Origin of the sequence: Burkholderia anthina, from assembly GCF_001547525.1 — a bacterium.
In the GTDB taxonomy this organism is placed as follows: Bacteria; Pseudomonadota; Gammaproteobacteria; order Burkholderiales; family Burkholderiaceae; genus Burkholderia; species Burkholderia semiarida.
In genome coordinates this window covers 1-26,759 of record NZ_LNJP01000004.1, presented here as the reverse complement: position 1 = coordinate 26,759, position 26,759 = coordinate 1, and the positions used below count along the sequence as shown (strand labels likewise).

At 69.8% G+C, this 26,759-nt stretch carries 22 protein-coding genes; 6 read left to right on the top strand and 16 right to left on the bottom strand.

What is annotated here, in order from left to right; translation table 11 throughout:
* Positions 1–43: 43 nt before the first annotated feature.
* The 5 genes from WS64_RS29380 to ftrA form a co-directional block, all read right to left on the bottom strand.
* A complete protein-coding gene (locus WS64_RS29380) occupies positions 44–622 on the bottom strand; it encodes an NnrU family protein (protein WP_060968644.1) in 579 nt (192 codons plus the stop codon).
* Between the two features lie 301 nt (positions 623–923).
* Complete coding sequence (locus tag WS64_RS29375; RefSeq protein WP_060968643.1) at positions 924–1,535, bottom strand: TfoX/Sxy family protein; 612 nt, start codon at positions 1,533–1,535, stop codon at positions 924–926.
* A complete protein-coding gene (locus tag WS64_RS29370) occupies positions 1,532–2,641 on the bottom strand; it encodes a malate/lactate/ureidoglycolate dehydrogenase (protein WP_060968936.1) in 1,110 nt (369 codons plus the stop codon). Before WS64_RS29370 ends, WS64_RS29375 begins: the two co-directional genes overlap by 4 nt.
* Positions 2,642–2,701: 60 nt before the next feature.
* Positions 2,702–4,156, bottom strand: a complete 1,455-nt coding sequence (locus WS64_RS29365; RefSeq protein WP_059639823.1) for a M20 family metallopeptidase — start codon at positions 4,154–4,156, stop codon at positions 2,702–2,704.
* 269 nt (positions 4,157–4,425) lie between these two features.
* Complete coding sequence (gene ftrA / locus WS64_RS29355) at positions 4,426–5,388, bottom strand: transcriptional regulator FtrA (protein ID WP_059584588.1); 963 nt, start codon at positions 5,386–5,388, stop codon at positions 4,426–4,428.
* Between the two features lie 113 nt (positions 5,389–5,501).
* Between ftrA and WS64_RS29350 the strand changes: the two genes are divergently transcribed.
* Together WS64_RS29350 and WS64_RS29345 are read left to right on the top strand one after the other, a co-directional pair.
* On the top strand, positions 5,502–5,921 hold the full coding sequence (locus WS64_RS29350) for a rhodanese-like domain-containing protein (RefSeq protein ID WP_060968641.1): 420 nt from the start codon (positions 5,502–5,504) through the stop codon (positions 5,919–5,921).
* A gap of 90 nt (positions 5,922–6,011) precedes the next feature.
* The gene (locus tag WS64_RS29345; RefSeq protein ID WP_059584586.1) at positions 6,012–6,338 is read left to right on the top strand and encodes a superinfection immunity protein; all 327 of its coding nucleotides are present in this window, start codon (positions 6,012–6,014) and stop codon (positions 6,336–6,338) included.
* A gap of 30 nt (positions 6,339–6,368) precedes the next feature.
* Here WS64_RS29345 and WS64_RS29340 read toward each other — a convergent pair whose 3' ends face one another.
* From WS64_RS29340 to WS64_RS29310, 7 genes are all read right to left on the bottom strand, one after another.
* Entirely contained in the window at positions 6,369–7,529 is a 1,161-nt protein-coding gene (locus WS64_RS29340) for a cytochrome P450 (protein WP_060968935.1), read from the bottom strand.
* A gap of 115 nt (positions 7,530–7,644) precedes the next feature.
* Positions 7,645–7,911, bottom strand: coding sequence for a YodC family protein (locus WS64_RS29335; protein WP_059584584.1), 267 nt, complete (start codon positions 7,909–7,911; stop codon positions 7,645–7,647).
* Positions 7,912–8,255: 344 nt separating this feature from the next.
* On the bottom strand, positions 8,256–9,116 hold the full coding sequence (locus WS64_RS29330; RefSeq protein WP_060968640.1) for an isocitrate lyase/PEP mutase family protein: 861 nt from the start codon (positions 9,114–9,116) through the stop codon (positions 8,256–8,258).
* Between the two features lie 144 nt (positions 9,117–9,260).
* Complete coding sequence (locus tag WS64_RS29325) at positions 9,261–10,928, bottom strand: ankyrin repeat domain-containing protein (protein ID WP_060968639.1); 1,668 nt, start codon at positions 10,926–10,928, stop codon at positions 9,261–9,263.
* Positions 10,929–11,130: 202 nt separating this feature from the next.
* Complete coding sequence (locus WS64_RS29320) at positions 11,131–11,556, bottom strand: GNAT family N-acetyltransferase (RefSeq protein WP_060968638.1); 426 nt, start codon at positions 11,554–11,556, stop codon at positions 11,131–11,133.
* Between the two features lie 54 nt (positions 11,557–11,610).
* Positions 11,611–12,471, bottom strand: coding sequence for a MurR/RpiR family transcriptional regulator (locus WS64_RS29315; protein ID WP_060968637.1), 861 nt, complete (start codon positions 12,469–12,471; stop codon positions 11,611–11,613).
* Positions 12,472–12,526: 55 nt separating this feature from the next.
* Positions 12,527–12,880, bottom strand: a complete 354-nt coding sequence (locus WS64_RS29310; protein WP_059639828.1) for a YgiW/YdeI family stress tolerance OB fold protein — start codon at positions 12,878–12,880, stop codon at positions 12,527–12,529.
* A gap of 233 nt (positions 12,881–13,113) precedes the next feature.
* Here WS64_RS29310 and WS64_RS29305 point away from each other — a divergent pair, with 233 nt between their 5' ends.
* Genes WS64_RS29305 through WS64_RS35435 form a run of 3 tightly spaced genes read left to right on the top strand, consistent with a single transcriptional unit; the run spans position 13,114 to position 15,348 of the window.
* Positions 13,114–13,776, top strand: a complete 663-nt coding sequence (locus WS64_RS29305; RefSeq protein ID WP_059584573.1) for a response regulator — start codon at positions 13,114–13,116, stop codon at positions 13,774–13,776.
* The gene (locus WS64_RS29300) at positions 13,773–15,149 is read left to right on the top strand and encodes a sensor histidine kinase (RefSeq protein ID WP_060968636.1); all 1,377 of its coding nucleotides are present in this window, start codon (positions 13,773–13,775) and stop codon (positions 15,147–15,149) included. Before WS64_RS29305 ends, WS64_RS29300 begins: the two co-directional genes overlap by 4 nt.
* Positions 15,150–15,168: 19 nt before the next feature.
* Positions 15,169–15,348 carry a hypothetical protein gene (locus tag WS64_RS35435; protein WP_244166684.1) on the top strand — a complete coding sequence of 60 codons (180 nt, stop codon included), beginning with the start codon at positions 15,169–15,171 and terminating at the stop codon, positions 15,346–15,348.
* Between the two features lie 828 nt (positions 15,349–16,176).
* Here the strand turns inward: WS64_RS35435 and blaPEN-B are convergent.
* Positions 16,177–17,115, bottom strand: coding sequence for a PEN-B family class A beta-lactamase (gene blaPEN-B, locus WS64_RS29295; protein WP_060968635.1), 939 nt, complete (start codon positions 17,113–17,115; stop codon positions 16,177–16,179).
* 137 nt (positions 17,116–17,252) lie between these two features.
* Between blaPEN-B and penR the strand changes: the two genes are divergently transcribed.
* A complete protein-coding gene (gene penR, locus WS64_RS29290; RefSeq protein WP_060968634.1) occupies positions 17,253–18,143 on the top strand; it encodes a beta-lactamase transcriptional regulator PenR in 891 nt (296 codons plus the stop codon).
* Between the two features lie 484 nt (positions 18,144–18,627).
* Here the strand turns inward: penR and WS64_RS29285 are convergent, their stop codons facing one another.
* The 3 genes from WS64_RS29285 to WS64_RS29275 form a co-directional block, all read right to left on the bottom strand.
* The gene (locus WS64_RS29285) at positions 18,628–18,879 is read right to left on the bottom strand and encodes a hypothetical protein (protein WP_006482135.1); all 252 of its coding nucleotides are present in this window, start codon (positions 18,877–18,879) and stop codon (positions 18,628–18,630) included.
* A 96-nt stretch (positions 18,880–18,975) separates the two neighbouring features.
* Positions 18,976–21,198: an amylo-alpha-1,6-glucosidase gene (locus WS64_RS29280; RefSeq protein WP_059639832.1), complete on the bottom strand. Its 2,223-nt coding sequence runs from the start codon at positions 21,196–21,198 to the stop codon at positions 18,976–18,978.
* Between the two features lie 155 nt (positions 21,199–21,353).
* On the bottom strand, positions 21,354–26,759 hold a 5,406-nt coding region (locus WS64_RS29275), incomplete at its 5' end, for an autotransporter domain-containing protein (RefSeq protein WP_060968633.1).

Sequence of the window (26,759 nt, the reverse complement as noted above, 5' to 3'; positions counted from 1 at the left end):
GGATCGCAGGCCGGCGCAAGGCCGACCGGCGTTCGCACTCCGTTCAGCCGAACGGCCGCACGCCGATCAGCGGGCCGTGCAGGAACCGTGCGAACACGGCCCAGGCGACGAGTCCGGCCACAACGGCCGCGACGTCGCCGGCCAGCCCGCCGGCCGGATAGCGGACACCGTCGCGGCGATCCCGCGCACGCGACACGACGAAATCGACGATCGACCACACGAAGAACGCGCCGAACAGCACGACTGCGTGCACGGTGCCGTTCACCAGCAGGTGCGCCACCGCCCAGACCATCACGCCGGCCAGCATCGGATGGCCGACGAGCGTCTTGATCCGGTTGCGCGGCACGTACGACGCGGCGATCAGCACGAACGCGACCGCGGTGAGCATGCCCGTCAGGTGGCGCACGCCGACCGGCGACACCCACAGCAGCGTCGCGCCCGCCCGGGCGATCCCGTACCCCCAGATGATCAGCGCGAAACCGACGATCGACGCGATCGCGTAACCGCCCTTCCAGCCCTTCTCGCCGATCCGCTCGATCGTCGCGGACCGCCAGCCGTCGGCGACGATCCGGATCGAGTGCACACCGAGGAAGATCGCTAAACCGAGAATCAGGACGAGCATCGGCTGTCTCCGTCTGGGATGGTGAGTGGGGAAGCGTTCCGCGCGGCGTACGGTGCGCCGTTCGCGGGGCCGGCGGCGAGGCCGGTGCGGGTCGCCAGGCACGGGCGCAACCCGCGCCGATCATAAACGCCGGGGCGGCCGTTGTGAAGCGTGCAGGAGGTGCGGTGCGCCAAGCTCGATGCATTCGTGCACCGGATCGTGCGGGCGAGTCGGCACGCGCAGCGTGCGGGTGGGCCGCGACGGGCGCACCTCAAAGTCAGGAAAGCGAAAATCGCGACGCCGTCGCTTCTCGTAACCGGTACTACGCCTGCTTGCGCTTCGCCGCAGGTTTCGGTGCCGGCGCGGGCGATGATTTCGATGCCGGTTTCGCTTTCTGAGCCGACACCGGTTTCGATGCGGATTTCGCCGCCGGCTTCGTTTTCTGTGCCGACGCGGGTTTCGTTGCCGGTTTCGTTGCCGATTTCGTTGCCGGTTTCGCCGCCGGTTTCGCTGCTGGCTTCGACGCAGTCTTCGCAGCAGCCTTCGCAGCAGCTTTCGGCGCGGCCTTCGACGCCGCCCTCGCCTTGCGCTTCGGCGGCCCGGCGAGCAGCGCCGCGCGGTACGCGCCGCGGCACCAGTCGAACAGCGCGCCCGCATCCTCGAGCACGTCGGCCGGCGTTTCGTAATAGCCCTCGAGCGCGACGGTGCGCGTGGGCCGCGCATACGAGAACGGCCCCATCCCCGCCGCGACGAACGCCGGCCGGTTCACGTCGTCCACACGCAGAAACAGCGACCCGCGCGACAGGAAGCCGAACATCACGCCGTCGAGCCGCAACGCCGCACCGCTGAAGAACCGCGCAACGGTGACCGTGCCGAGCGGCGCAAGCCGATACGCGATTTCCTCACCGTGCGCCTTCTCCGCCTGCCAGCTCATGCGGACACCTCGCAGCGCCGCGTCCACGCATCGAACTCCGCCGCGTCGACACCCACGGCCGCCGCGCTCTCGCGAATCTGCCGCCACGTCGCGCGGTCGACCGGAATGCCGGCCGTGCCGCGTGCGGCGCGGCTCGCTTCTTCAGGTTCTCCAGGCATCCGCACCGGCGTATCGCCGGCCTGCGGCGACGCCTTCGCCCACGCGACGAATGCATCGGCTTCGCGTTCGGCGTCGGCTGCGTCGAACGCTTTCGGATCGATCAGCACCGACAGCATCCCGTTGACGATCGCACTCGTCTTCTGCAGCGTATCGCCGTACGTCGTATGCCCGCCCACCAGCGCACCGCCGAAGATCTCGCACATCGCCGCGAGTGCATAGCCCTTGTGCAGCCCGAACGGCAGCAGCGCGCCGAACGGCTGCTCGTGCATCACGGCCGGATCGTCGGTCGGCTGGCCGCGATGGTCGATCAGCGAGCCGGCCGGCACGCGCTTGCCCTGGTTGTAGGCGACGCGCGTCTTGCCGTACGCGATCGCGCTCGTCGCGAAATCGAGCAGCAGCGGCGGCTTGCCCGCTCGCGGATACGCGGCGCAGAACGGGTTCGTGCCGAAGCGCGGATCGGTGCCGTGCAGCGGCGCGACCAGCAGGTCGCCCGGCACGTTGACGAAATGGAACGACACGAGCCCCGCGCGCGCGCACTGTTCGGCCCAATGGCCGATGCGGCCGAGGTGGTGAACGTCGCGCAGCCCGATCGCGCAGATGCCCATGCGTCGCGCGCGCTCGATCCCTTCGACCATCGCCTCGAACGCGATCACCTGGCCGAAGCCGCGCCCGCCGTCGATCGTCAGCACCGCGCCGCCGTCGCGGACGATCGACGCGTGCCCGTTCAGCTGCAACTGCCCTTCCCGCCACGACGCGACGTAATTCGGGATCATCCCGATCCCGTGCGAATCGTGGCCGGCGAGATTCGCGCCCACCAGATGATCGGCGACGAGCGTCGCCTCGCGCGGGTGGCTGCCGGCCCGTTCCCAAAGTGCCGCGACGAATGCATGCAGCGGTTCGGCGCGCATGCGCAGCGGTTCGGTATCGGGCGTCGGCAGTGCGGTCATCGGCAACACTCCATCGAGTCGGTTCGGGTCGGGCAACCGGTACGTCGAACGTCGCGACGATCAGCGCGCGGTCGCGATCACGTCGGCCACCGCCGCCGTGAGCTTCTTCGCGTACGGCACGTGCAGGAACTCGTTCGGGCCGTGCGCGTTCGACTTCGGCCCGAGCACGCCGCACACCATGAACTGCGCCGCGGGAAAGCCTTCCTGCAGCACGTTCATCAGCGGAATCGTGCCGCCGAGGCCCATGTACGCGCAGTCGGCGCCGAAGTGGCGGCGCGACGCGGCGTCGAGCGACGACGCGAGCCACGGCGCGAGATCCGGCGCGCTCCAGCCGGTCGCGGCGCCCGCGTCAGGCTTGAACGTGACCTTCGCGTTGTACGGCGGATCGAGTTCGAGCAACGCCTTCAGTTGCTGCACGGCCTGCGCGGCGTCGACGAGCGGCGGCAGCCGCAGCGACAGCTTGAACGCCGTGCGCGGACGCAGCACGTTGCCCGCATCGGCGAGCGCCGGCATGCCGGCCGCGCCGGTGACCGACAGCGACGGACGCCACGTCGAATTCAGCAGCGCCTCGCGCGGGTCGGTCGTGGTCGGCAGCACGGGCTTGCCGTCCTGGCCGCACGCCCACGGCAGCCCCTTCCACACCGTGTCGCCGAGAATCGCGGCGGCGGCCTCGGCTTCGCGCACGCGGCTGGCCGGAATCTCGCAATGGAACGCGCCCGGCAGCAGATTGCCGTTCTTCGCGTCCTCGAGGCGTTCGAACAACTGGCGCATCACGCGGAAGCTCGACGGCGCGATGCCGCCGTAGACGCCCGAGTGGATGCCTTCCTCGAGTACCTCGACCTGCAGGTCGCCGGACACGAGGCCGCGCAGCGACGTGGTGAGCCACATCTGGTCGTAGTTGCCGGCGCCCGAATCGAGGCACACGACGAGCGACACCTGGCCGAGCCGGTCGCGCAACGCGTCGACGTACGGCAGCAGGTCGTAGCTGCCCGACTCTTCGCAGGTCTCGATCAGGCCCACGCAGCGCGGCCGCTCGATGCCCTGCTCGTCGAGCGCGCCGAGCGCCGCGAGGCTCGCGTAGATCGCGTAGCCGTCGTCCGCGCCGCCGCGGCCGTACAGCTTGCCGTTCTCGAACTTCGGCGTCCACGGGCCGAGGTCCGCGCGCCAGCCGTCGAATTCGGGCTGCTTGTCGAGGTGGCCGTACAGCAGGATCGTATCGGTGCTGCCCGAGCGCGTGGCCGGCGACTCGAAGAAGATCACCGGCGTGCGGCCCGGCAGACGCACGATTTCGAGCTTCAGGCCCTTCACCGGCTGCCGTTCGGCCCACTGCGCGGCGTCGGTGACGACGCGCTCGAGATAGCCGCGCTTCGCCCAGTCGGGGTCGAATGCGGGGCTCTTCGCGGGAATCGCGATGTAGTCGGTCAGCGCGTGGAGGATTTCATCGTTCCACTTGCGCTCGATGAAGGTCACGAGCTTGTCATGGTCGAGGACGCGGGTAGTGTCGACGGATGTCATGGTGGGGGTGCCTGGATCGGGCTGACGAAAACCCAGATCATACGCCGATGCTCCTCCGCCGGCGCCCCCTTCCCGGCCGTTCGGACCGCCTTCGGCAACGCGTCGCGCAGCCCGGCCGCGCAGGCGAGCGCGTCGCGCCACAGGCGCCGCATCGGTTCACCCGCATCCGTCTTCGCGTGCGGGACGGCATCGTTGTTCGGAATGAGCGGCCGCCGCCACATGAGTCGCGCTTTTCATCGTCGCGCACGCGCGGCCCTGCCCGGCGCGCGCTACGTGCCGCCGCGATCCATCCCGCGCCGGTACGCAGCCGGGCTCGTCGCCGCGACGCGCCGGAAATGCCGGCGCAGCGATTCCTCGGAACCGAACCCCGCGCGCGCCGCGATCTGCGCAAGCGACAACGCGGGCTGCGCTTCGAGCATGTCCTTCGCGACGTTCACGCGTTCGCGGATCAGCCACGCGAGCGGCGACATCCCCGTCGCATCCGCGAACTGCCGCTGCAGCGTGCGCGTGCTCATCGCCGCCTGCGCGGCGAGCGATGCGAGCGTGTGCGGCTCGGCCGCATGCGCGCGCATCCAGTCGATCAGCTTCGCGAGCCGGTCGGTGCCGCCCGGTGCGACCGGACGCGGCACGAACTGCGCCTGCCCGCCGTCGCGATGCGGCGGCAGCACGAGGCGCTGCGCGACGCGGTTCGCGATCGCGCCGCCATGATCGCGGCGCACCAGATGCAGCAGCATGTCGAGCCCCGCCGCCGAGCCGGCCGACGTGACGATCCGCCCTTCGTCGACGTACAGCGCATCCGGATTCACGCGCAGCGCCGGATAACGCGCCTGCAGACGTTCCGCATACCGCCAGTGAGTCGTCACGGTCAGGCCGTCGAGCACGCCGGCCGCCGCCAGCACGAACACGCCCGAACAGATCGAGCAGAGCCGCGCGCCGCGCCGGTGCGCGGCCCGCAGCTTCTTCAGCAACGGCTCGGGCGGGCGTTCGTCCGGATCGCGCCAGCCGGGAATCACGATGGTGTCCGCGCGATCGAGCATCGCGAGCCGGTAGGGCGCGGCAACGGTAATGCCGCCTGCCGCGCGCACGGGCCCCGGCTCGCTCGCGCACACCGCGAAGCGATACCAGTCGACGCCGAGTTCCGGGCGCTCGAGCGCGAACAGTTCGACCACGCAGCCGAATTCGAACGTGCAGAGGCGATCGTAGGCGAGCGCGACGACGAGATGATTGTGCATGGCGCGATGTTACCGGAACTTGTCGATCGCGCCACTGCCGCGAAACCGGCCGAACCGCGATACTGCCCTCATTGCGGCGCGTTTCGCGCCCGTTCAACCCGGAGAGCCCGACCATGTCCCACGTCACCGACATCCCCGCCGCCGACAGCCCGGCCGCCCTCGCGCATTTCGAGGCATCGCTGCGCTTCGAGACCGACTGCTGGGACGTACACGATGCCCTCGCGTCGGGCACGCCCGATTTCGTGCTGCTCGACGTGCGCGGCCCCGACCTGTTCGCCGCCGGCCACGTGCCCGGCGCGCGCAACCTGCCGCACCGCAAGATCATTGAAAGCAAGCTCGCCGGTTACCCGGCCGACACGCTGTTCGTCGTCTACTGCGCGGGGCCGCACTGCAACGGCGCCGCGCGCGCGGCGGTCCGGCTCGCGCGCCTGGGCCGCCCGGTCAAGCTGATGATCGGCGGCGTGACGGGCTGGCTCGACGAAGGTTTCGCGCTGAGCAACAACGTCCTGCCGGCGGACGCCGAAGCCGCCTGATCGTCACTAAAAGCGCAACAATCAATTGCCTGCACATGAACGGAAAAAGCGCGACAATCAGCCTCATTGCAGTTCGGACGGAGCAGCACCATGCATGATGCAGTCCTGATTCAAGTGGCCGGTTCAGTCGCGGCGATCGCGCTCTATTTCCTGCCGGCCGTCATTGCCGACCGGCGCGGCCGGCACGACAAGCTGACGATCGCGATGTTCAACGCACTGTTCGCATGGACGGGCATCGGCTGGCTGATGACGCTGTACTGGGCGTGCCAGCCGAACCCGCGCACCGACGTCGCGCAGGCGATCCTCGCGAAGCGCCGCGGCGTCAGCATGCGGACCTTCTCGACCGGCCTCGTCGAACGCGTGCAACGCCGCGTCGCCGCGCAGGAGCAATGGGCGGAAAAGCAAGGCTGCCGTTAATCTCCTGCCGTCAAGCCGCTCTTCCCCGCTTCACCGTATCGCGTCGAACTTCGGCATCCTGACGTTGGTCGACGCGCGGTAATCCCACTTCAGCGCGTCGCGCGGCGGCCAGCCGCCCGCGCGCAGCCGCGCCGCGAACGCCCCCGCCGTCACCGCCCGTGCGATCCGCTCGCCCGGACACCCATGCGGCCCCGTGCCGAAGCCGAAATTCGACCCCGCCGCGCGGCCCGGCATCAGCCGGTGCGGATCGCGATGCACGGCCGGATCGCGGTTCGCCGCGGCAAGCACGACGAGGATGGCGTCGCCGGCTTCGACGCGCACGCCTTCGATCGTCGTGCGCGCCGCGACGAAGCGGCGCGTGTTCTGCACCGGCGCATCGAAACGTCCGACTTCGGCGACGAATGCGTCGAGCGCGGCGGCATCCGGCACCCTGTCCGCTTCGCCGTTCCATGCCACGAGTGCATTGCCGAGCCATGCGGCCGTCGCCTCGCACGTCTGCGACAGCAACCCGACGAGATTCGCGACGAGCGCGCTGCTCGCGTGCCAGCCCGACGCACGGGCCGCCTGCTGTACCGCGGCGACCAGCGTGCCGTCGCGCGCATGCGACCGCGCGACGCGTTCCGTCATCCGGTCGAGCAGGTGCCGCGCCGCGTCGCTCGCGCGCGCCAGCGCCGCGGCATCCGACAGCGGCGACAGCGCGGCGACGAACTCGACGACCCGAGCGGCAATGTCGTCGAGCTGCGTTTCGTCGAAGCCGAGCAGATCGGCAACCGCGCACACGGGCACCGTCATGCACCACGCGTTCAGCGCATCGGCATCGCCGGGCGCCGGTAACCGCCGCGCGGCAAGCACGTCGGCGCGATCGCGCAGCGCATCCGTATCGATCGGCGCGAACGCCGCGCGCAACGCCTGCTTCGGTACGTCGTGTCGCGACGGGCCATCGTTCATGCGCACCAGCTCGCCGAACAGCGCGCCGGCCGTCGTGCCGCGCAACGCGGGCGGCACCGGCGCGTCCAGCGGCCGCACGCGGCAGGCCGGATGGCCGAGCACGGCCGTCACGGCGGCCGCGCGGCTCGCGACCCACAGGCCGAGCGTGGCGTCGAACGCGAGCGGCGGCCCGTCGACGAGCGCTGCGTAATAGGGATAGGGATCGCGGTGCGTGACCGCGGCAACAGGATCGGTCGGGTTCATGCGCTCAGTATCGGCGCCGCGCGCCGCCGCATGTTTCGGGATGGCGCGAAATGTCGTCGCACGGGCGCCGCGCGCCACGCGTGACACGTCGCGGCATCGCGGCGGCCGGCCGGTGTCAGGCCGCCGACCGCGAGCGGAGCGACTGCATGCGCAGCCGGACCCGTCCGGCCGAAATCGCGCGCGGCTCGGGCACCACCGTGTCGTGATGGAACATTTCCTGCCGGAACTCGCCGCTTTCGTCGAACCACTGGCAGATCAGCCAGTCGCCGTCGTCGAACACGACCGGCCCGGCATACGTGACGGTCATGCGCGGCCCGCCCGTTTTCAGCGTCACGACATCGCCCACGCGAAATCCGACGCGGTGATTTTCTCGGATCGTCATCGCTCTCTCAGCTTTTTATATATTGAATATATTGATATTCCCGGCAGGCACTCGCCGATCATTGGAACGTGCCGCAGATTATCAATCAAAAAATCATCCCGCAACTCCCACGCACTGAAACGTTCTGAACTGGAAGCTGCAACAATGCGCGGTATCGTCGCGTATGAAGGCCCGCCAAGCCTCAGATCCGGCGCGGTTTGCGCGCCGGCGGCAGCCGATCGGAGCGGAATGCGGAGAATAAACGACGATTTTCGCGTCAGCGCCGGCGATTAATGCGGACGCGAAACCGATTGATTATTGTCAACCAATGCTTAAGTGGAAACGATTCCGGATTTTATTGGGGATCATTCATCGAACAAAATCGGCGAATTATCCGGCGCCGCAAACCAGCGGTTGATATCGCGCCCCGGCACGGCTGCCCGGCTGAAGGTGAACGTGCCGTCGCGCCGCATCTCCGTCGCCGCGCGCAGGAACGCACCGAACGCGGCCCGCGCCAGCGCGCCGCCGACGCTGACACGCTTCACGCCGAGCGCCGCCAGCGCGTCGAGGCTCAGCAACCCGCCCTGCAGACCCATGACGACATTGACGGGCGCGCCGACCGCCCGCGTCACGGCCGCGATTTCGTCGGGATCCGTGATGCCGGGCGCATACAGCACGTCCGCGCCGGCGTCGCGATAGGCGACGAGCCGCGCGATCGTGTCGTCGAGGTCGCGGCGGCCGTGCAGGTAATTTTCGCAGCGGGCGGTCAGCGTGAACGGAAACGGCAGCGCGCGCGCCGCGTCGACGGCCGCCGCGATGCGCTCGACCGACGCGTCGCGCGCATAAATCGGCGTATCGGCGCGGCCGGTCGCGTCCTCGATCGAGCCGCCGACCGCGCCCGCCTCGGCCGCCAGCCGGATCGTTTCGGCCACCGTGTCGGGCGCGTCGCCGAAGCCGTTCTCCAGATCGGCGCTCACCGGCAAGCCGCCCGCGGCGACGAGCTCGGCGATATGAGCGAGCATCGCGTCGCGCTCGATCGCGTTGTCGGGGCGCCCTTTCGAAAACGCGTAGCCGGCGCTCGTCGTGGCGAGCGCCTCGAAGCCGGCCATCGCGAGCAGGCGCGCGGTGCCGGCATCCCACGGGTTCGGGATGATGAACGCGCCGGGGCGCGTGTGCAGCACACGGAAAGCTTCGGCGTGGCGGGCTTGCAGGTCGGAACGGGTCATCGCGAACTCCCGGGAAGGTGTTGACGGATGAGCTTACGCCGGTCGCGCACGCGACGTTTCAGCTTTCGCCGAAATGTCGTCGCGCAACAGGAAAGACGCTGGCGTCCGAGCTGCCGGCCACTACGCCGGGCCGCCCGCGTCGGTTCACGTCGATGCGGGCGGCCCGCCGCCGATGCCGAGCAACACGTCGGTGACGGCCTCGGAGAACCGCATCGCGCGACCGTCGATCAGCACGCCCTCCGGATTCGACGGATCGCGTACCGCTTGCGGCACGCCGTACGCGATCAGCACGCGCGCGCACGCTTCCCAGTCGGGATCGCCGACGCCCTCCGGTTCGTTGACGGACGCCCAGGACAGCGTACCGAGCGCGTCGCTGCCGAATCCGTGCATCTCGCGCCAGCTTGCGCCGTGCGCGAGCAGGAACGCCAGCAGTTCGGCATCGCCGCGGAACACCGCGTGATTCAGCGCGCTCGCGTCCCAGTCGCCGCCTCGCGCGGCGATCGGCCAACCGAGTTCGACCATCGCCTTCACCGCGTCGCGCGAACCCCATGCGGCGGCGTCGGGCAGCAGCCGCAGCCGATCGTCGGGCAGCGCGCCGGGCAATTCGGGATGCTTCGCCTGAATACGCCGTGCGTCGTCGGCATCGGCGCGCGCGCAGGCCGCGACGAACGCGTCTTGCGCATCGAGCGCCTCCTGCGCGCCGGCCGCGCGCAACAGCGCCGCGACCTCGGACAACCCGGTCTGCATCGCGAACCGATACGCGCTGACGCCCGCGGCGGTCCGCGCGCCGGGATCGGCGCCGGCCGCCAGCAGCGCGGCGACGTGGCGCGCCGGGCAACGCACGGCGATCGCGCGCAGCAACGGCGCGCCCCACGTCTTCGTCGGCCCTTCGCCGGCCGGCTCGTTCGGGTCGCCGCCATGCGCGAGCAGCAGCTCGAGCGCGGCCGCGTCCGGCATGTCGAGCGCGCGCCGCAACGCATTGGTCCCGCCCACCCGGGCGCCGTGCTCGAGCAGCAGGCGCGTGCATGCCGGGTTCTCCACCGAGTGATACAGCGATTCGCCGTCGTTCGGATCGGCGCCGGCTTCCAGCAGCATCGCGGTGAGCGCGGGATCGCGATTGACGCCGGCGGCGCCATACAGCGCCGACAGCGGCGCCGACTCGTCGGGCTCGGCGAGCGAGGCCGGCGGATACCGGTTGCCGATCCGCTGGTTCGGATCGGCGCCCGCGTCGAGCAGATGGCGCGCGCACGCACGCAACCTGGCCGCGAATTCGGGAAGCTGCCCCAGCCGCGAATGCGTGACGGCGACGAGCGGCGGCAGCTTCAGCACACCGCCGGCGCGCGCGATCCAGCCGGGATCGGCGGCCAGCGCCGCCTTCACCGCGGCGAGATCGCCCGCCGCGCATGCGATCGCCGGGTCCGCCGACACGAGATCGGGATGGTCGAGCAGCAATTGCGCGGCCACGCGCGGCCGGGCCGCGTCGACGCCGCCGGTCACCTCCGCGCCGTACGCGTGGTCGAGCCAGCGCCGCATCAGCAGCGACCGCGCTTGCCGCGCGAGCGCATGCGTTTCGACGAACGCGCCGAGATCGGCCCAAGAAGCAAAACCGTACTCGCGCGCGATGCACGACTGCGCGTCGTGCAGACGAAGCCCCAGCGCGAGCGTTTCGTCATGCGTGCGGTTCGCGGCGGCGGGCAGGAATGCGACGAAGCGTGCGACGGCATCGGCATCGCCCTGCCGGTACAGGCGCAACAACGCCTTGGCCTGCTTTTTCAGATGATCGGGATGGGCGTCGGGAGGCAGCTTTTTCATGCGGATCCTTGTGCATGGATGGCCGAAGGTCCGCAATACCGCCAGCACGAAGGATGGGGAAAGACCGGGTTTGCCGCGACAGGTGGGTTGAACCCTTTCCGCGGACCCGGAAGCGACCTGCATCGCTGCCCGGTATCGTAGGCGACGGCCGTCGGCATCGTCAATCGCGCGGCATCGCGCATGCGCGCAGCAGCGATGCCGTTCAGCCCGCGAGTTTCTTCGTCAGGAAGATGCGCGTGTGCCCGACCGGATAATCGGGCAGCTCGCCGAAGCGGACATAGCCGCGCTTCTCGTAGAACGGCCGCGCCTGGAAGTCGAACGTGTCGAGCCATGCGCTGTGACAGCCGCGCGCGACGGTCTCCTGTTCGGCCAGATCCATGATGCGCGTGCCGGCGCCCTGCCCGCGCGCGGCCTCGGGCACCACGAGCAGGTCGACATGCAGCCAGCCGAACGCCGTGCCGCCCCACAGGCCGCCGACCACCGCGCCGGCCGCGTCGGTCGCGATCACGGCCAGCGGCCGGAAGTCGACCGGGCCGGCCTGGCTTTCGTTGAAGCGAATGAGCGGCGCGACGATCTGCTTGCGCACGTCCGCGTCGCCCGCGTCGGTCACTGCATAGGTCAACGTCATCGATTGCGTCGGGTCATCAATGAAGGTTCGCTGAAACCGCACATCCCGCGCCCGTCAAACGACGTACGCGCCCTTCGCGTGCAGTTGCGCCTCGGTCCGCTCGAGCGCGGCGATCGCATCGCTGCCTTCGAGCGCCAGCAACTGCGCGACCAGCGCCTCGGCCATCGCGTGCGCGGCCACCAGCGACGGAAAGAACGACGGGCTGTCGTGCGTGAAGATCAGTTGCGCGTCCGCGTGCAGCGCGATCGGCGACACCGCGCTGTCGGTGATCGCGACGATCCGGCTGCCCTGCGCCTTCGCGGCCTGCGCAACGCGCGTCGCCTCGGCCGAATACGGCGCGAAGCTGACGATCACGGTCACGCTCTGCTTCGCGATCGTCCGCAACTCCATTTCGAGCGAACCGGCGACGCCGTTGAGCAGCGACACGGTCGGACGGAACAGCCGGTAGCCGTAGACGAAACCGAACGCGACCGGATAGCACGAGCGAAACCCCGCCACGTGCACGTGCGATGCCTTGCGGATCAGCCTCGCCGCATCCGCGAGCGCGTGGTCGTTCTGCGCGGCGGTCGCCGACAGGTTGTGCTGCTGCGCGGCGAGCAGATCGTGCGCGAGCGACGCCTTCGCGTCGGGCCGCACGAGCGAGCGCGCGCGCTGCGTGAGCGGCTCGGGCCGCGTGCGCACGCGCGCGACGCACAGGTCGCGCAGCTCGTTCCAGCCGGGAAAGCCGAATTGCTGCGCGAGCCGCACGAGCGACGCGGGCTGCACCTGCGCACGCTGCGCGACCTTGCGCATCGACGACGTGGCGACTTCGTCGGGATGATCGAGCAGGAAGGCGGCGCCCGCCTGGAATTGCGGGCTCAGCTCGGAAAATTGCGCCCGGATCCGGGACGCGAGTTCGTCGAAATTGGCGGCCATCTTGGTGGGAACGGGAACCGGTCGTCCATGGTATCACCGGCCCCGCGCCCACCGGTCAGCGCAGCACTTCGACGTGATCGGCGTCGACCTTCACGCTGCCCGACCATTTGCGCTCGAATTCGCCGGTCACCTTCACTTCGTTCTTGTCGCTGACGGGCTGGCCGGCTGCCCACAGCTTGTGGTCGATCTCGACGCGGATCGTGCCGGTGGCGTCGGCGAATTCGTAATCCTCGCCGCCGACGTGCTTGACGATGCGCCCCTGCAACTGCACGTGCTGGTCGTCCTTGCCATTCGCGAGCAGTTCCTTCACGGTCGTCGTGGTCAGCGCGGACGGCCCCGTGTATTGCGCATGGACGGCGGCAGGCAGCGCGACGAGCGCGACCGCCAGGATTCTGGCCAGGTGTTTCATGATCTCGTTCCTCTTCTTCGATGTGGCGCCGCGCTTCGTTGAACGCGACGGCGCCAGATTACGGACCGTAAGATTAAGCAAACCTGAAGGGCATGCCGAAGTGACACGGCGCCGCATCGGACGAGTACGAAACGAGGCCACGCACCGCGCGCATTTAAGCCAGACCTAAGATGCGCGCGCTTATCATGGGAACCCCGGGCGCCGCGGCGCCCCCGTTGAAGAGACACGAATCCATGCGCGTACTGCTCGTCGAGGACGATCCGCTGATCGGCAGCGGGCTCGAACAGGGCCTCAAACAGGAAGGCTTCGCGGTCGACTGGGTGAAGGACGGCGACGCCGCGTCGCTCGCGCTGCGCACGACCGGCTACGGGCTGCTGCTGCTCGATCTCGGGTTGCCGAACCGCGACGGCCTGTCGGTGCTCGCCGCGCTGCGCCGCCGCGACGAAAACCTCCCCGCGATCATCATCACCGCGCGCGACGGCGTGCCCGACCGCATCGCGGGCCTCGACAGCGGCGCGGACGACTATCTCGTCAAGCCGTTCGAGCTCGACGAATTGCTCGCCCGCATCCGCGCGGTCAACCGCCGCCATGCGGGCCGCGCGCAGACGACGCTCGCGATCGGCCCGCTGCGGCTCGATCCCGTCAAGCACCTCGTCTGGCTCGACGACGACGAAGTGCCGCTGTCGCCGAAGGAATTCGTGCTGCTGCACGAGCTGATGCGCGAACCGGGCGCGGTGATTTCGCGCGAACAGTTCGAGGAACGGCTGTATAGCTGGGGCGAGGAAATCGAGAGCAACGCGGTGCAGGTGCATATCCACAACCTGCGCAAGAAGCTCGGGCACGACGTGATCCGCACGGTGCGCGGCGTCGGCTACCGGATCGGTGACGGCACGTGACGCGCGTGCAACGCGCTATCGCGCGCTGGCGCAACGCATCGCTGCGGCGGCGCCTGCTGACGTGGCTGATGCCGGCCGCCTGCGTGATCGGCCTGGTCGCGAGCGCCGGCACCTACTGGGGCGCGCTGCGCGAACTCGACGACCTGCTCGACGACCAGATGCGCAGCATGTCGAAACAGATCGTCGTCGGCCCGAACGGCGAGCTGTCGTTCAGCAACCGCGCCAGAGGCAAGCACGGCTTCGAGGCGAGCGACCCCGATGCGGTGCTGCTGCAGGTGTGGCGCAACGGCACGCTCGTGTATTCGACCGACCGCGACTCGAAGCTGCCGCCACCCGCGCAGCAGGGCATCGCGAGCGTCGACGTCGGCGGCCAGCCGTGGCGCACCTATGTGACGGAGCGCGGCGGCACGACGATCCGGCTCGCGCAGGCGCGGCATGCGCGCTGGGAAGCGATCGCGGGCATCGCCGTCCATCTGCTGTGGCCGGTGTTCTCGATGCTGCCGCTGCTCGCGCTGGGCCTGTGGTTCGGCATCGGCGCGGGGCTGCAGCCGCTGCGGGCGATCGCGGCGGGCCTGAAACGCAGGAATGCGAACAATCTCGAGCCGGTCGACGTCGCATCGATGCCGAACGAGGTCCGTCCGCTCGCCGAGGCGATCAACGACCTGCTCGCGCGCCTCGACCGCTCGTTCACGCTGCAGCGGCACTTCATCGCCGATGCCGCGCACGAGCTGCGCACGCCGATCATGGGGCTGTCGATCCAATCTGAACTGCTGCGGCGCGCGGCGACCGCGGAGGAGCGCGAGCGCATCCTCGCGCAGATCCACGCGGGCACGACGCGCCTCGGCCACCTCGCCGAGCAGTTGCTGACGCTCGCGCGCCTCGAACCCGATGCGCAGGCGGCCGTCGCCGCGTCGGCGCCGGTCGATCTCGCCGCGCTGTGCCGCTCGGTGGTGTCGGACCGCGCGCGCGTCGCCGACGCGCACCGCATCGATCTCGGCGCGATCGTCGACGCACCGGTGATGGCCGCGGGCAATGCCGACACGCTGCGCGTGCTGCTGAACAATCTCGTCGACAACGCGATCCGCTATGCAGGCGAAGGCGCGCGCGTCGACGTGTCCGCGCGCATCGACGGCGCGACGCCCGTGCTCGAGGTGGCCGACGACGGCCCCGGCATTCCGGAGGCCGAACGCACCGACGTGTGGGAGCGCTTCTATCGCGGCGAAGGCGCGCAGGCAGTCACGTCGTCGGGCAGCGGGCTCGGGTTGTCGATCGTCAAGCGGATCGCCGAACAGCATCGCGCGACCGTCGCGCTCGCGACCTCGCGCGGCGGGCGCGGGCTGACCGTCACGGTGCGCTTCCCGCGGCCGGCCTGATGCGCGGGCGGCGGGCGGCTTGTCCACAGATTATGTTGGCAAGCTTGTGGACAACCCCTCCATTAACGGCATCAAGCCCTTGATCGGAAAGGGTTTGTCATCGGTGCGCGGCAAACGCGCCGGACTGCGGCAAGCACGCGTTCACATCGGCCGCTTCACGCAGGCGGCCGCCGACGAAGCCGACTTGCTCGTCGTCTGAAGGCCGACGCGGCGTTCATGAATCGGCAGCCGGGATTCATCTCGACGCAGCTTCATCCAGAAGATCGGCGTGGCCGATATCTGCACGGCGGGAGTCCGCGTGTGCGACGTGTGGCGGCGCGTGACATCGGCCGAATCGCGACCGCCGACTTCTCCACAGAAAATGTTGGCAAGCTTGTGGATATCCTGCGCACCGCGACGCTAAACCCTTGATCCGATGGACTTTGGCACGCGTGATGCAGACGCGGCGCACGTGATGGCCGGTGCGCGCACCCTTCGCCGCACATCGCGTCACGACGCCGCGACAACGGACGCCCGATCCCCGTCATGACCGCTGCACGCGGACCGAACCTGCATCGCCCACTTACCCACAAATTTTGTTGGCAAGCATGTGGATAGCCTGCGCATACCGCGATCAAGCATTTGATCCGAAAGACTTTGTTCGCGCCGCCTAGAAACGGCACACGGGCGGCCAAGCGCCGGTTGCATGCCGCTCCGATACGTGATGCGCCAGCCGCCGCGCCGGCTGCGGTGCTTGTCCACAGATTGTGTTGGCAAGCGTGTGGATAGCCTGCGCATACCGCGGCCAAGCGCTTGATCCGAAAGACTTTGTCCGCGGTGCTTCAAACGCGGCACGACGGCGCGCGCCGCGCGGCGCGCCCGCTACGCGCGGGCTTGTCCACACTTTTTGTTGGCAAGCATGTGGATATCCTGAGCATGCGCGAGCTAAGTCGTTGATCGCACAACGTTTGATCGCGCAGGTCACGGCTGCGGCACGATGCGCCCGCAGCGTGCGCGATGCCTGTCGCGCCCTGCCGTGCCGCGCCGCTCAGCCGAACGTCCGCGCGACGATGCGTGCGACCGACGCGATCACGTCGTCCTTCGCCCGCGCATCGGCTCGCGTCTGCGTGTAGTACACGGCCAGCACGATCGGCGCGCGCGACGTCGGCCAGATGACGCCCGCGTCGTTCGTCGTCCCGTAGTCGCCAGTGCCGGTCTTGTCGCCGACCGTCCACCCGGCCGGCACGCCCGCGCGGATCCGCTTGTCGCCGACCTTGTTGCCGCGCAGCCAGGCGACGAGCTGCTCACGCTGCGCGGCCGGCAACGCGTCGCCGAGCGTCAGCACGCGCAGACTGGCGGCCATCGCGGCCGGCGTCGTCGTGTCGCGCGGGTCGCCCGGCAACGCGGTATTCAGTTCGGTCTCCCATCGATCGAGACGGAACGTGTCGTCGCCGATCGAGCGCGCGTAGGCCGTGACCGCCGACGGGCCGCCGATCAGCTTCATCAGCAGGTTTGCGGCCGAGTTGTCGCTGTACTGGATCGTGGCCTCGCACAGCGCGGCGACCGTCATGCCCGCGCCGACGTGCTTCTCCGATACCGGCGAATAGTTGACGAGATCGGCCTTGGTGTAGGTCACGCGCTGTTGCAGCAAGCCCGGTCGCTCGACGCTCCGCGCGAGCACCGCGGCGCTCAGCATCGCCTTGAACGTGCTGCAGAACGGGAAGCGCTCGCCCGCGCGATGCTCGATGACCCGGCCGCTCGCCGTGTCGATCGCGCACACGCCGAGACGGCCGCCCGCGTCGCGTTCGAGATCGGCCAGCGTCGTCGCAGCAGCAACAGGCGCAATGGCGTCCGCGGCAGCCGCCGCTGCCGCCGTGGCGGCGTCCGGCGCAGCGGCCTGTCGCGACGCGCATGCGGTGACGGTGAGAACGAGCGGCGCCGTCGCGGCGGCCAGCAACAGGGATCGACGTTTCGATGAGTAGGTCATGTCGGTTGTCTCGTGGTGGAATGGCGGCGAAACGTGGTTGGCGCGTTGAAAACGCGCCGGCCGCCGAGGCAGCACTATCGGCACTTTACGGTTGCCTGACAAGCAACGATAATTGAGCGCTGACAAAAGAAATTCTTATGACGAAGCTTCGCCCTCATCTTCCGCTCAATGCGTTGCGCGCGTTCGAATCGTCGGCGCGCCACCTGAACTTCACGCGCGCCGGCCTCGAGCTGAGCGTGACCCAGGCCGCCGTCAGCCAGCAGGTGCGCTCGCTCGAGGAGCGGCTCGGCTGCACGCTGTTTACGCGGCTGCCGCGCGGCCTCGGGCTGACCGACGAGGGGCGCGCGCTGCTGCCGGTGCTGAGCGACGCGTTCAGCCGCATCGAGACGGTGCTCAAGCAGTTCGACGGCGGGCGTTTCCACGAGGTGCTGACGCTCGGCGTCGTCGGCACCTTTGCCCTAGGCTGGCTAATGCCGCGGCTGAAGCAGTTCGGCGACACGCACCCGTTCGTCGAGCTGCGGCTGCGGACCAACAACAACGTCGTCGACCTCGCCGCCGAGGGCCTCGATTTCGCGATCCGCTTCGGTGAAGGCAACTGGCCGGCCACGCGCAACGAGCGGCTGCTCGATGCGCCGCTCACCGCGCTGTGCTCGCCGGACATCGCGCGGCGCGTCGCGCGTCCGGCCGATCTCGCGAACGAAACGCTGCTGCGCTCGTATCGCACCGACGAATGGCACGGCTGGTTCGACGCCGCGCGACTCGAACCGTGGGCCGTCAACGGGCCCGTGTTCGATTCGTCCCGGCTGATGGTCGAGGCCGCGATGCAGGGTGCGGGCGTCGCGCTCGCGCCCGCGTGCATGTTCTCGCGCGAACTGCAGCTCGGCCAGCTCGCGCGGCCTTTCGACATCGACGTGCGCGCGGGCGGCTACTGGCTCACGTCGCTGAAGTCGAAGCCGCTGACGCCGGCGATGACGCTCTTTCGCGACTGGATCGTGGCGGAAGCGGCCGGCACGGCGCCGGCCGACTGACGCGGCCGCGCTTGTCCACAGATTTTGTTGGCAAGGATGTGGATATCCTGGGTACGCGGCGCCTAACCCCTTGATCGCGCACGCATTCGCGCGCCGACGCACGGCGCGGGCAGCCTTTGCACGCGGGCTTCGCGCCCCGCTCGCATTCGGGCCGGATCCTCAACCCGTGCGACGCAATCGATTGCGAGTTGTCCACAGATTTTGTTGGCAAGCCTGTGGATATCCGCCGGATCGGACGCGTAACATCTTGATACACAAGGGGATTCGATTCACGGACCTTGACCGGTCAATGGCGTGGCACCGGAATGATTGTGGAACCGCGCGCCGCGCATGCGTGGCGCGCCCGGCCGAGGGCCGGGGCGGTTCTCCACAGATTGTGTTGGCAAGCGTGTGGATATCCTGCGTATCGGGCACCTAACTGATTGAGCGCACGGGGTTTTTGCCGCGTGCGCAGAATCGGGCAGCGCCTGCGCCACCCCGTACGTCAATGGCGGTCGAGCCCGCCGCGCAATTCGCTCGCCTTGTCGCGCAACGCTTCGTAGCCCGAACGCGCATGCTCGGGCAGGTCGGGATCGCCGATCAACGCGCCGAGCGTTTCGATCAGGCTGAACAGAATGCCCTTCGCCGCGCCGACCGCGATGCTCTGCGATTCGATCGACTTGTGCAGGTGGTCGACCGCCGCTTCCAGATTCTCGAGCTTGTGCTCGCCGTCGTCGGGCCGGTTGTCGGTCGTCATCGTCTACCTCCGCCATCGTTCAAGGGTCATGTCACGATTCTATGCCGCCGCGCGCGAACGTGGCGCGACATCGCGCAACGTTCGCGCGGCGCCCCGCTACAGCACCGCGACCACCTGTACGCGGCCCGGCCGCTCCGCCGCCGCGACGACCTGCCCGTCGACCCGGCGGAACGTCAGCGACACGGTTTCGTCGCCGACGCGCAGCGCATCGATCCGCAACCAGTCGACGCCTTCCGGCAATGCCGGGCGTTCGACGCGCACCTCGTGGCGCGACGCGTCGATGCTCACGCCGAGGCACGCCTGCAGCATCATGAACGGCGCGCCGGCCGCCCACGCCTGCGGCAGGCAGGCCACCGGATACGCGGTCGGCGGTTCGCCGCGCCGGCGCGGGAACCCGCAGAACAGTTCCGGCAGGCGCATCTCGAAGCTCACCGCCGCCTCGAACAGCGCACGCAGCAGGTTCACCGCGGCCGTCTTGTCGCCGTAGCGCGCCAGGCCGCGCGCGATGAGCGCATTGTCGTGCGGCCACACCGAACCGTTGTGATAGGCCATCGGGTTGAAGCGCGGCTGGCCGGCCGCCAGCGTGCGGATGCCCCAGCCCGTCTGGAACAGCGCCGAGCCGAGCACGCCGGCGACCGCCGCGCCGCGCTCGGCGTCGGGCAGCCCGAACGCAAGCAGATGGCCCGCGTTCGATGCGAACACGCGGCACAGCTCGCCATGCCCGTCGAGCGCGATCCCGTAGAAATCGCCTTCCGGCATCCAGAACAGCGCGTCGACCTGGTCGCGCAGCGTCTTCGCGCGCAACGCGTAGCGCGCCGCGTCGGCCGCATGGCCGCGCCGGTGCGCGCACGCCGACATCGCGTCGAGCGCCGCGCACGCGTAGGCCTGCACCTCCACGAGCGCGATCGGCCCGTCCGGGAAGCGGCCGTCCGCATGGAACACCGAATCGTGGCTGTCCTTCCAGCCCTGGTTCGCGAGGCCGCGCTCCGACGTGCGCTGGTAGTCGAGCAGTCCGTACGGATTGCGGTCGCACTTGTCGATCACCCATTGCACGGCGCGCTCGAGCGCGGGCCACAGCTCGTCGATCAGCGCATCGTCGCCGGTGCGCTCGGCATAGGCGCCCGCGAGCACGATGAACAGCGGTGTCGTATCGACGCCGCCGTAGTACAGCGCGAACGGCACCTCGCCCGTCGCGGCCATCTCGCTGCGGCGGAACTCGTGCATGATCTTGCCGGGCTCCGCGTCGCGGAACGCGGAGGTCTCGCGCGCCTGATGCTCGGCGAGAAAGCGCAGCACGCCGCGCGCGAGCGATGGCTGCAGCCACAGCATCTGCAGCGACGTGATGATCGCGTCGCGGCCGAACGGCGTCGAGAACCACGGAATGCCCGCATACGGGTACGGCCCCGTGTCGAGCTGCGTCGTGAGCAGCCCGAGATCCGCGAGCGAACGATCGAGCCACGCGTCGAACAGTGGATTGCCGGTGTTCACGCGCGCCATCGACTCGCGCCGTGCCCGCATCTCGCGATGCACGCCGACAAGCGCCGTGCGCAGCGCGACGCGGCCGCACCCGGGCCCTTCGCCCTGCGCGGGCCCGAGCGTCGCATCGACGGTCAGGTAGATCGACACGCACGCCTGCGCGGCGATCGTCAGCGTGTAGTCGGCACGATCGACCGACAGCGCGTCGGGCGCCGGCGAAAAATGCACGGTCACGTTGCGCTCCACGCCGTCGAGGCCGTCGTAACGCAGCCGCACCGCGCCCGCGTCGACGCGCGGCGCGCCCACCGTGCCGCGCTTGGGCCGCCGCGTGCCGCGCACTTCGAACATGTCCTTGAAATCCGCCGCGAACGACAGCGACAGCGGCACCTCGGCTTCGCTCGCGCCGTAGTTCGTCAGCGTCAGCGCTTCGTGCAGCACGTCGCCCGCGAGCACGCGCATGCGCTCGATATGGATCACGCCCTCGGGCGTCTCGTGGCCGCCGAGCGGCGGCAGCGGGCGGTTCGTCAGGTGCGCGGTGAACGACGCGTTGTCGGCGCTCGTCGCGCCCGACAGCAGCGACGGCGCGCGGCCGCCGAACGTCAGGCGCCACGTCGACAGCACGCGCATGTCGTCGACGAACAGGCCGTCGTCATGGCCGGCGATGTCGCCGAGCGCGTCGCTGACCACGAACGCGTCGCCGGATTTCAGCACGTACTGGTTGTTGCGCGCGAGGACCTGCGGATCGGCTTCGGGCGCGATGAAAGCGGGACCCGACGCGGTGGCCGGGGGAATCGGCGCGACTTGCGGCGCCTGCGTCGTCGTGGCTTCGGCGTGATTCGGCATCGATGCTCCTGTGTCGAGGCGCAACGCGCGGCGCGCGTCGCGTGTTTCGCACAGGATAGGCCAGAACGGCGAACGTGCGCAGCGACGAAACGGCCGCGGCGCCACACGACGTTGCTTCGTCGCATGGCGCCGCGTACGGGCACGTCAGTCGCCGGTCAGAATTTCCACAGGATGTTGCCGAGGATCGCGTTGTCGCGCACGCCGCTGCCGTATTGGCCGCTGTACGTGAGGCCGAGCGTCAGGCGCTTCGTGATGTTCGCGTCGATGCCGGCTTCGAGCACCGCGCTGTCGCGAGCAATCGGCACGCCCGATACCTGGAACGACGTGCCGCCGTTCGCGAACGTGAACGCCGACGACGGCCGCACGTTGCCGAACGCATGCCGCCAGCCGACCGTCCCGCGCGCGGTGAACGTGCCGCTCGCGATCGAGCCGAGCTGCGACGCCGCACGCAGGCCGAGCGTCGAGAAGCCGACGTGGGTCGTCTCGCCGCCGGCGCGCAGCGCGGCCGCGCCGCCGGTTTCCGTATAGCCGTCGGTATGCAGGTTCACGTACGCGAGGCCCGCGAACGGTTCGATCGCGACCGGGCCGACCGGCAGCGCGTAACCGACTTCGCCGAACACCTGCGCCGAATGCGCGTTGTAGCCGCCCGAGTCGTGATCCGAGAAGCCCGCGAAGCCCGGATAGCGGTCGCTGTTGATGCGATACCACGTGTACGACGCGCCGCCGCGCACGCCGAGCGCGCCGTACTGCGCGCCGCCGTACAGCGACAGGTAGTAGCTGTTCACCGCCGCCGACGAACTCTGGTCGTTGTCGAGCGAGCTGTGCGTGACGCCCGCGGCCAGACCCGCACGCCACTTGTCGTTGAACGCCATGTCGGCGCCGGCGATGAAGCCCGTCATGCTGCGGTTGATCGACGATGCGTTGCCGTCGCCGGCGAGCCGGCTGCGGCCGCCGAACGCCTGCCCCCACACGACCGGCTGATAAGGCGTCCCGCCATAGCACCCGTCGCGCGAACCGATCCGGCGCTCCGGCGGCAGCGTCGGGTCGGCCACGCCGGCCGTGTTGTCGCCGCACAGCGCGGCGCCGCCCGACGACAGCGCCGCGAGCGGGCCCGATCCGGGCGCGAGCCCCTGACGGACGCGATCGGTCACCGCGTCGCGCACATAGCGGCTGTCGAGCAGCAGCATGCTCTTCAGGCTCGCCTGCAGTTCGCCGCCGAGCAGCCCGTACGCGCGGCGCGCGGTCGGCGCGTCGGCCGTCAGCACCGTGTCGTACAGCGGATTGCCGGTGCCGAGCGCGGCCACCGCGGTCGCGACCGAGCGCTGGTTCGGCGTGGTGGCGACGTCGGGCAGCGACGTGCCGTTCTGAGCCAGTTGCAGATACACGTGACCCGGATCGTAGCTGAGGGTCGGCGTGAGGAACGCATAGTTCGCGCTCACCTGGGTGAACGCGCCCTGCACGCCCGACGACGCGCTGAGGATCGTGTACGTCGTGCCCGGCTGATAGGTGCTCTGGTTCGCGAGCACCTGCACGGTGCCGCCGTTCAGCGTCGCCGTGCCGCTCGCCGCGAGGCTGCCGCTTTGCTGCGGCGTCGCGGCGACCTGGAACGTCGAACCCGGCTGGAACGTGACGTTGCCGCCCACGTTCAGCGCCGCGCCCGGCTGCGTGGCGGCCGCCGTCGCGCCACCTTGCACCACGAGGCCGCCGATCGTGCCGGTGCCCGTCAGCGTCGCGCCGTTCTGCACGGTGACGGTCGACTGGCCGAGCGAACCGTTGACGGCGAGCGTGCCCGCGGCGACCGTGGTCGGGCCGCTCAGCGTGTTCGTGCCGGTCAGCGTGAGCTGCCCGCTGCCGGCCTGGGTCAGCGAACCAGTGCCGGACAGCACGCTCGCGATCGTCACGTTGCCCGATTGATTGACGATCAGCGCACCGTTGTCGACGACGTCGCCGGCCACGCTGCCCGACGTGCCGCCGTTGCCGAGTTGCAGCGTGCCGCCGGCTGCGATCGTGGTGCCGCCCGTGTACGTGTTGGCGCCGGTCAGCACCTGCGTGCCGCTCGCCACCGTCACGCCGCCCGAGCCGCCGATCGTGCCGCCGAAGGTATTGCTGCCGCTGCCGTTCAGCGCCAGCGCGTTCGCACCGAGATTCACGTTCGTGCCGGCCGCACCCGACAGCGCACCGATCGTTTGCGTGCCGGTCGCGCCGCTCACGTCGAACGTCGCACCCGTGCCCGCGAGATTCACCGCGCCCGTCGATGCGAGGCTGCCGCCCGCGCCGAGCGCGAGCGTGCTGCCGCCGGCGATCGTCGTGCCGCCGGTGTATGTGTTCGCGCCGGTCAGCGTCTGCGTCCCGCTGCCGGCCAGCGTCAGGCCGCCGGTGCCGCCGATCGCGCCGCCGAACGTGTTGCTGCCGCTGCCGCTCAGCGTCAGCCCGTTGCCGCCGAGGTTCACGCTCGTGCCTGCCGCGCCGGTCAGCGTGCCGAGCGTTTGCGAGGCCGTCGCGCCGCTCAAGTCGAACGTCGCCCCCGCGCCCGCGAGGTTCAGCGCACTGCCGGACGCAAGGCTGCCGCCCGCGCCGAGCGCCAGCGTGCTGCCGCCGGCGATCGTCGTGCCGCCCATGTAGGTGTTCGCGCCGGACAGCGTCTGCGTGCCGGTACCCGACAACGTGAGGCTGCCCGTGCCGCCGATCACCCCACCGAACGTGCCGCTCGCCGTGCCGCCCAGCGTCAGCGCGTTGGCGCCGAGGTTCACGTTCGTTCCCGCGACGCCCGATAGCGCGCCGAGCGTCTGCCCGCCTGTCGCACCGCTCAGATCCAGCGCCGCGCCGGCACCGGCGAGATTCATCGTGCCCGTCGACGCGAGGCTGCCGCCTGCACCCAGCGCCAGCGTCCCCGCGTTGATCGTCGTGCCGCCCGTATACGTGTTCGTGCCGGTCAGCGTCGTCGTCGCCGCGCCGTTCTTCACGAGGCCGCCGCTTCCGTTGATCGCGCCGGTCAGCCCGAGATCGTTGCTGCCGCCGAGCGTCAGCGTCGAGCCGGTCGCGAGATTGACCGTGTTGCCGACCGACAAGGCCGCATTCGTATCGAGCGTGGCCGCGCCGCCGACGGTCAGCGCGCCGGCGCCCAGTGCCCCGGCGTTGCCGAGCACGAGGCTGCCGCTATTGAGGTTCGTGCCGCCGCTGTAGGTATTGACGCCGTTCAGCGTCTGCGTGCCGGTGCCCGACAACGTGAGGCTGCCCGTGCCGCCGATCACCCCGCTAAACGTGCCGCTCGCCGTGCCCCCGAGCGTCAGTGCATTGGCGCCGAGGTTAACGTTTGTTCCCGAGACACCCGACAGCGCGCCCAGCGTCTGCCCGCCCGTCGCACTGCTCAGATCCAGCGTCGCGCCGGCGCCCGCGAGGTTCATCGCGCCGGTCGATGCAAGGCTGCCGCCCGCGCCGATCGCCAACGTGCCCGCGTTGATCGTCGTGCCGCCCGTATAGGTGTTCGCGCCGGTCAGCGTCGTAGTCGCCGCGCCGTCCTTCACGAGGCTGCCCGTGCCGGCAATCGTGCCCCCCAGCGTAAGGCTGTTGCTGCCGCCCAGTGTGAGTGCGGCGCCCGTGCCCAGATTGACCGCATTGCCGACCGACAAAGCTGCATTCGTATCGAGCGTGGCCGCGCCGCCGACGTTCAGCGCGCCGGCGCCCAGCGCCCCGCTGTTGCCGAGCACGAGACTGCCGCTATTGAGGTTCGTGCCGCCGCTGTAGGTATTGGCGCCGTTCAGCGTCTGCGTGCCGGTACCCGACAACGTGAGACTGCCGGTACCGCCGATCACCCCGCCGAACGTGCCGCTCGCCGTGCCGCCGAGCGTCAGCGCGTTGGCGCCGAGGTTCACGTTCGTTCCCGCGACGCCCGACAGCGCGCCGAGCGTCTGCCCGCCCGTCGCACCGCTCAGATCCAGCGTCGCGCCCGCGCCCGCCAGATTCATCGCGCCGGTCGATGCAAGGCTGCCGCCCGCGCCGAGCGCCAACGTGCCCGCGTTGATCGTCGTGCCGCCGGTGTACGTGTTCGTGCCGGTCAGCGTCGTCGTCGCGGCGCCGTCCTTCACGAGGCTGCCCGCGCCGGCAATCGTGCCCCCCAGCGTAAGGCTGTTGCTGCCGCCCAGTGTGAGTGCGGCGCTCGCGTCGAGATTGATCGCATTGCCGACCGACAGGTTCGTGGTCGTATCGAGCGTCGCCGCGCCGCCGACGGTCAGCGCGCCGGTACCGAGCGCCGAGGCGTTGCCGAGTACCAGTCCGCCGGCGTTCAGCGTCGTGCCACCCGCATAGTTGTTCGCGCCCGACAGCGTGAGCGCCGCCGCGCCGTTCTTCACGAGACCGCCGCCGCCGGAAATCACGCCGCCGAGGCCGAGATCGGTGCTGCCGCCGACCGTCAGCGTCGTGCCCGTCGCGATGTTGACGCCGTTCGCGAGCGACACGTTGGCAGTCGCATCGAGCGTCGACGAACCGTTGATATTCACCGCACCGAGGCCGAGCGACGTATTGCTGCCGACGACGAGGTTGCCGCCGTTCAGGTTGGTGCCGCCCGTGTACGTGTTCGCGCCCGTCAGCGATTGCGTGCCGGTACCCGACAGCGTCACGCTGCCCGAACCGCCGATCGTGCCGGCATAGGTGGCATTGATGCTGCCGCCGAGCGTCAGCGAATTGGCACCGAGGTTCACGCTCGTTCCCGCGACACCCGACAGCGCGCCGAGCGTCTGCCCGCCCGCCGCACCGCCCAGATCCAGCGTCGCGCCGGCGCCGGCCAGGTTCATCGTGCCCGTCGACGCGAGGCTGCCGCCCGCGCCGAGTGCAAGTGTGCCCGCATTGATCGTCGTGCCGCCCGTGTACGTGTTCGCGCCGGTCAGCGTCGTCGTCGCCGCGCCGTTCTTCACGAGGCCGCCGCTTCCGCCGATCGCGCCGGTCAGCCCGAGATCGTTGCTGCCGCCGAGCGTCAGCGTCGAGCCGGTCGCGAGATTGACCGTGTTGCCGAGCGTCACGTTCGCGCTCGTGTCGAGCGATGCCGACGCGTTGACGTTCAGCGCGCCGGTGCCGAGCGACGAATTGTTGCCGACCACCAGGCCGCCGCCATTCAGGTTCGTGCCGCCCGTGTAGCCGTTCGCGCCGGACAGCGTCAGCGTGCCGCCATCGTTCTTCGTCAGCGCGCCGCCGCCCGACACCGTGCCGGACAGCGTCAGACCGGTCGCGCCCTGCACCGTCAGGCCGCCCGCGCCGAGCGACACGTTGTTGGACACGTCGAGCCCCGCCGTGCCTGCCTGCAACACACCGCCGTTGCCCGTGACGGTCCCGGTGCCGAGCGACGCGTTGTCGTTGATGATCGCCACGCCGCCCGTCAGCGTCGCGTCCTGCGCGGTGGACGCACCGTTGATGGTCCAGTTGCCGCTCGTGACGTCGAGGTGATTGAAGTTGATGTAGTTGTTGACCGCGATCGTGCCGTTCGCCGCGGCGCCCTGCTGCAGGTTGAGCGTATTGTTGCCGCCCGCGCCGCCGTCGACGACGCCGGTTGCGGCCACGCCGAGCGTGAC

What these genes read in the sequence shown, in the direction of transcription:
- WS64_RS29380 (WP_060968644.1), bottom strand. Translation starts at nt 622, where the DNA reads ATGCTCGTCCTGATTCTCGGTTTAGCGATCTTCCTCGGTGTGCACTCG.
- WS64_RS29375 (WP_060968643.1), bottom strand. Translation starts at nt 1,535, where the DNA reads ATGAGCTGGCAGGCGGAGAAGGCGCACGGTGAGGAAATCGCGTATCGG.
- WS64_RS29370 (WP_060968936.1), bottom strand. Translation starts at nt 2,641, where the DNA reads ATGACCGCACTGCCGACGCCCGATACCGAACCGCTGCGCATGCGCGCC.
- WS64_RS29365 (WP_059639823.1), bottom strand. Translation starts at nt 4,156, where the DNA reads ATGACATCCGTCGACACTACCCGCGTCCTCGACCATGACAAGCTCGTG.
- ftrA (WP_059584588.1), bottom strand. Translation starts at nt 5,388, where the DNA reads ATGCACAATCATCTCGTCGTCGCGCTCGCCTACGATCGCCTCTGCACG.
- WS64_RS29350 (WP_060968641.1), top strand. Translation starts at nt 5,502, where the DNA reads ATGTCCCACGTCACCGACATCCCCGCCGCCGACAGCCCGGCCGCCCTC.
- WS64_RS29345 (WP_059584586.1), top strand. Translation starts at nt 6,012, where the DNA reads ATGCATGATGCAGTCCTGATTCAAGTGGCCGGTTCAGTCGCGGCGATC.
- WS64_RS29340 (WP_060968935.1), bottom strand. Translation starts at nt 7,529, where the DNA reads ATGAACCCGACCGATCCTGTTGCCGCGGTCACGCACCGCGATCCCTAT.
- WS64_RS29335 (WP_059584584.1), bottom strand. Translation starts at nt 7,911, where the DNA reads ATGACGATCCGAGAAAATCACCGCGTCGGATTTCGCGTGGGCGATGTC.
- WS64_RS29330 (WP_060968640.1), bottom strand. Translation starts at nt 9,116, where the DNA reads ATGACCCGTTCCGACCTGCAAGCCCGCCACGCCGAAGCTTTCCGTGTG.
- WS64_RS29325 (WP_060968639.1), bottom strand. Translation starts at nt 10,928, where the DNA reads ATGAAAAAGCTGCCTCCCGACGCCCATCCCGATCATCTGAAAAAGCAG.
- WS64_RS29320 (WP_060968638.1), bottom strand. Translation starts at nt 11,556, where the DNA reads ATGACGTTGACCTATGCAGTGACCGACGCGGGCGACGCGGACGTGCGC.
- WS64_RS29315 (WP_060968637.1), bottom strand. Translation starts at nt 12,471, where the DNA reads ATGGCCGCCAATTTCGACGAACTCGCGTCCCGGATCCGGGCGCAATTT.
- WS64_RS29310 (WP_059639828.1), bottom strand. Translation starts at nt 12,880, where the DNA reads ATGAAACACCTGGCCAGAATCCTGGCGGTCGCGCTCGTCGCGCTGCCT.
- WS64_RS29305 (WP_059584573.1), top strand. Translation starts at nt 13,114, where the DNA reads ATGCGCGTACTGCTCGTCGAGGACGATCCGCTGATCGGCAGCGGGCTC.
- blaPEN-B (WP_060968635.1), bottom strand. Translation starts at nt 17,115, where the DNA reads ATGACCTACTCATCGAAACGTCGATCCCTGTTGCTGGCCGCCGCGACG.
- penR (WP_060968634.1), top strand. Translation starts at nt 17,253, where the DNA reads ATGACGAAGCTTCGCCCTCATCTTCCGCTCAATGCGTTGCGCGCGTTC.
- WS64_RS29285 (WP_006482135.1), bottom strand. Translation starts at nt 18,879, where the DNA reads ATGACGACCGACAACCGGCCCGACGACGGCGAGCACAAGCTCGAGAAT.
- WS64_RS29280 (WP_059639832.1), bottom strand. Translation starts at nt 21,198, where the DNA reads ATGCCGAATCACGCCGAAGCCACGACGACGCAGGCGCCGCAAGTCGCG.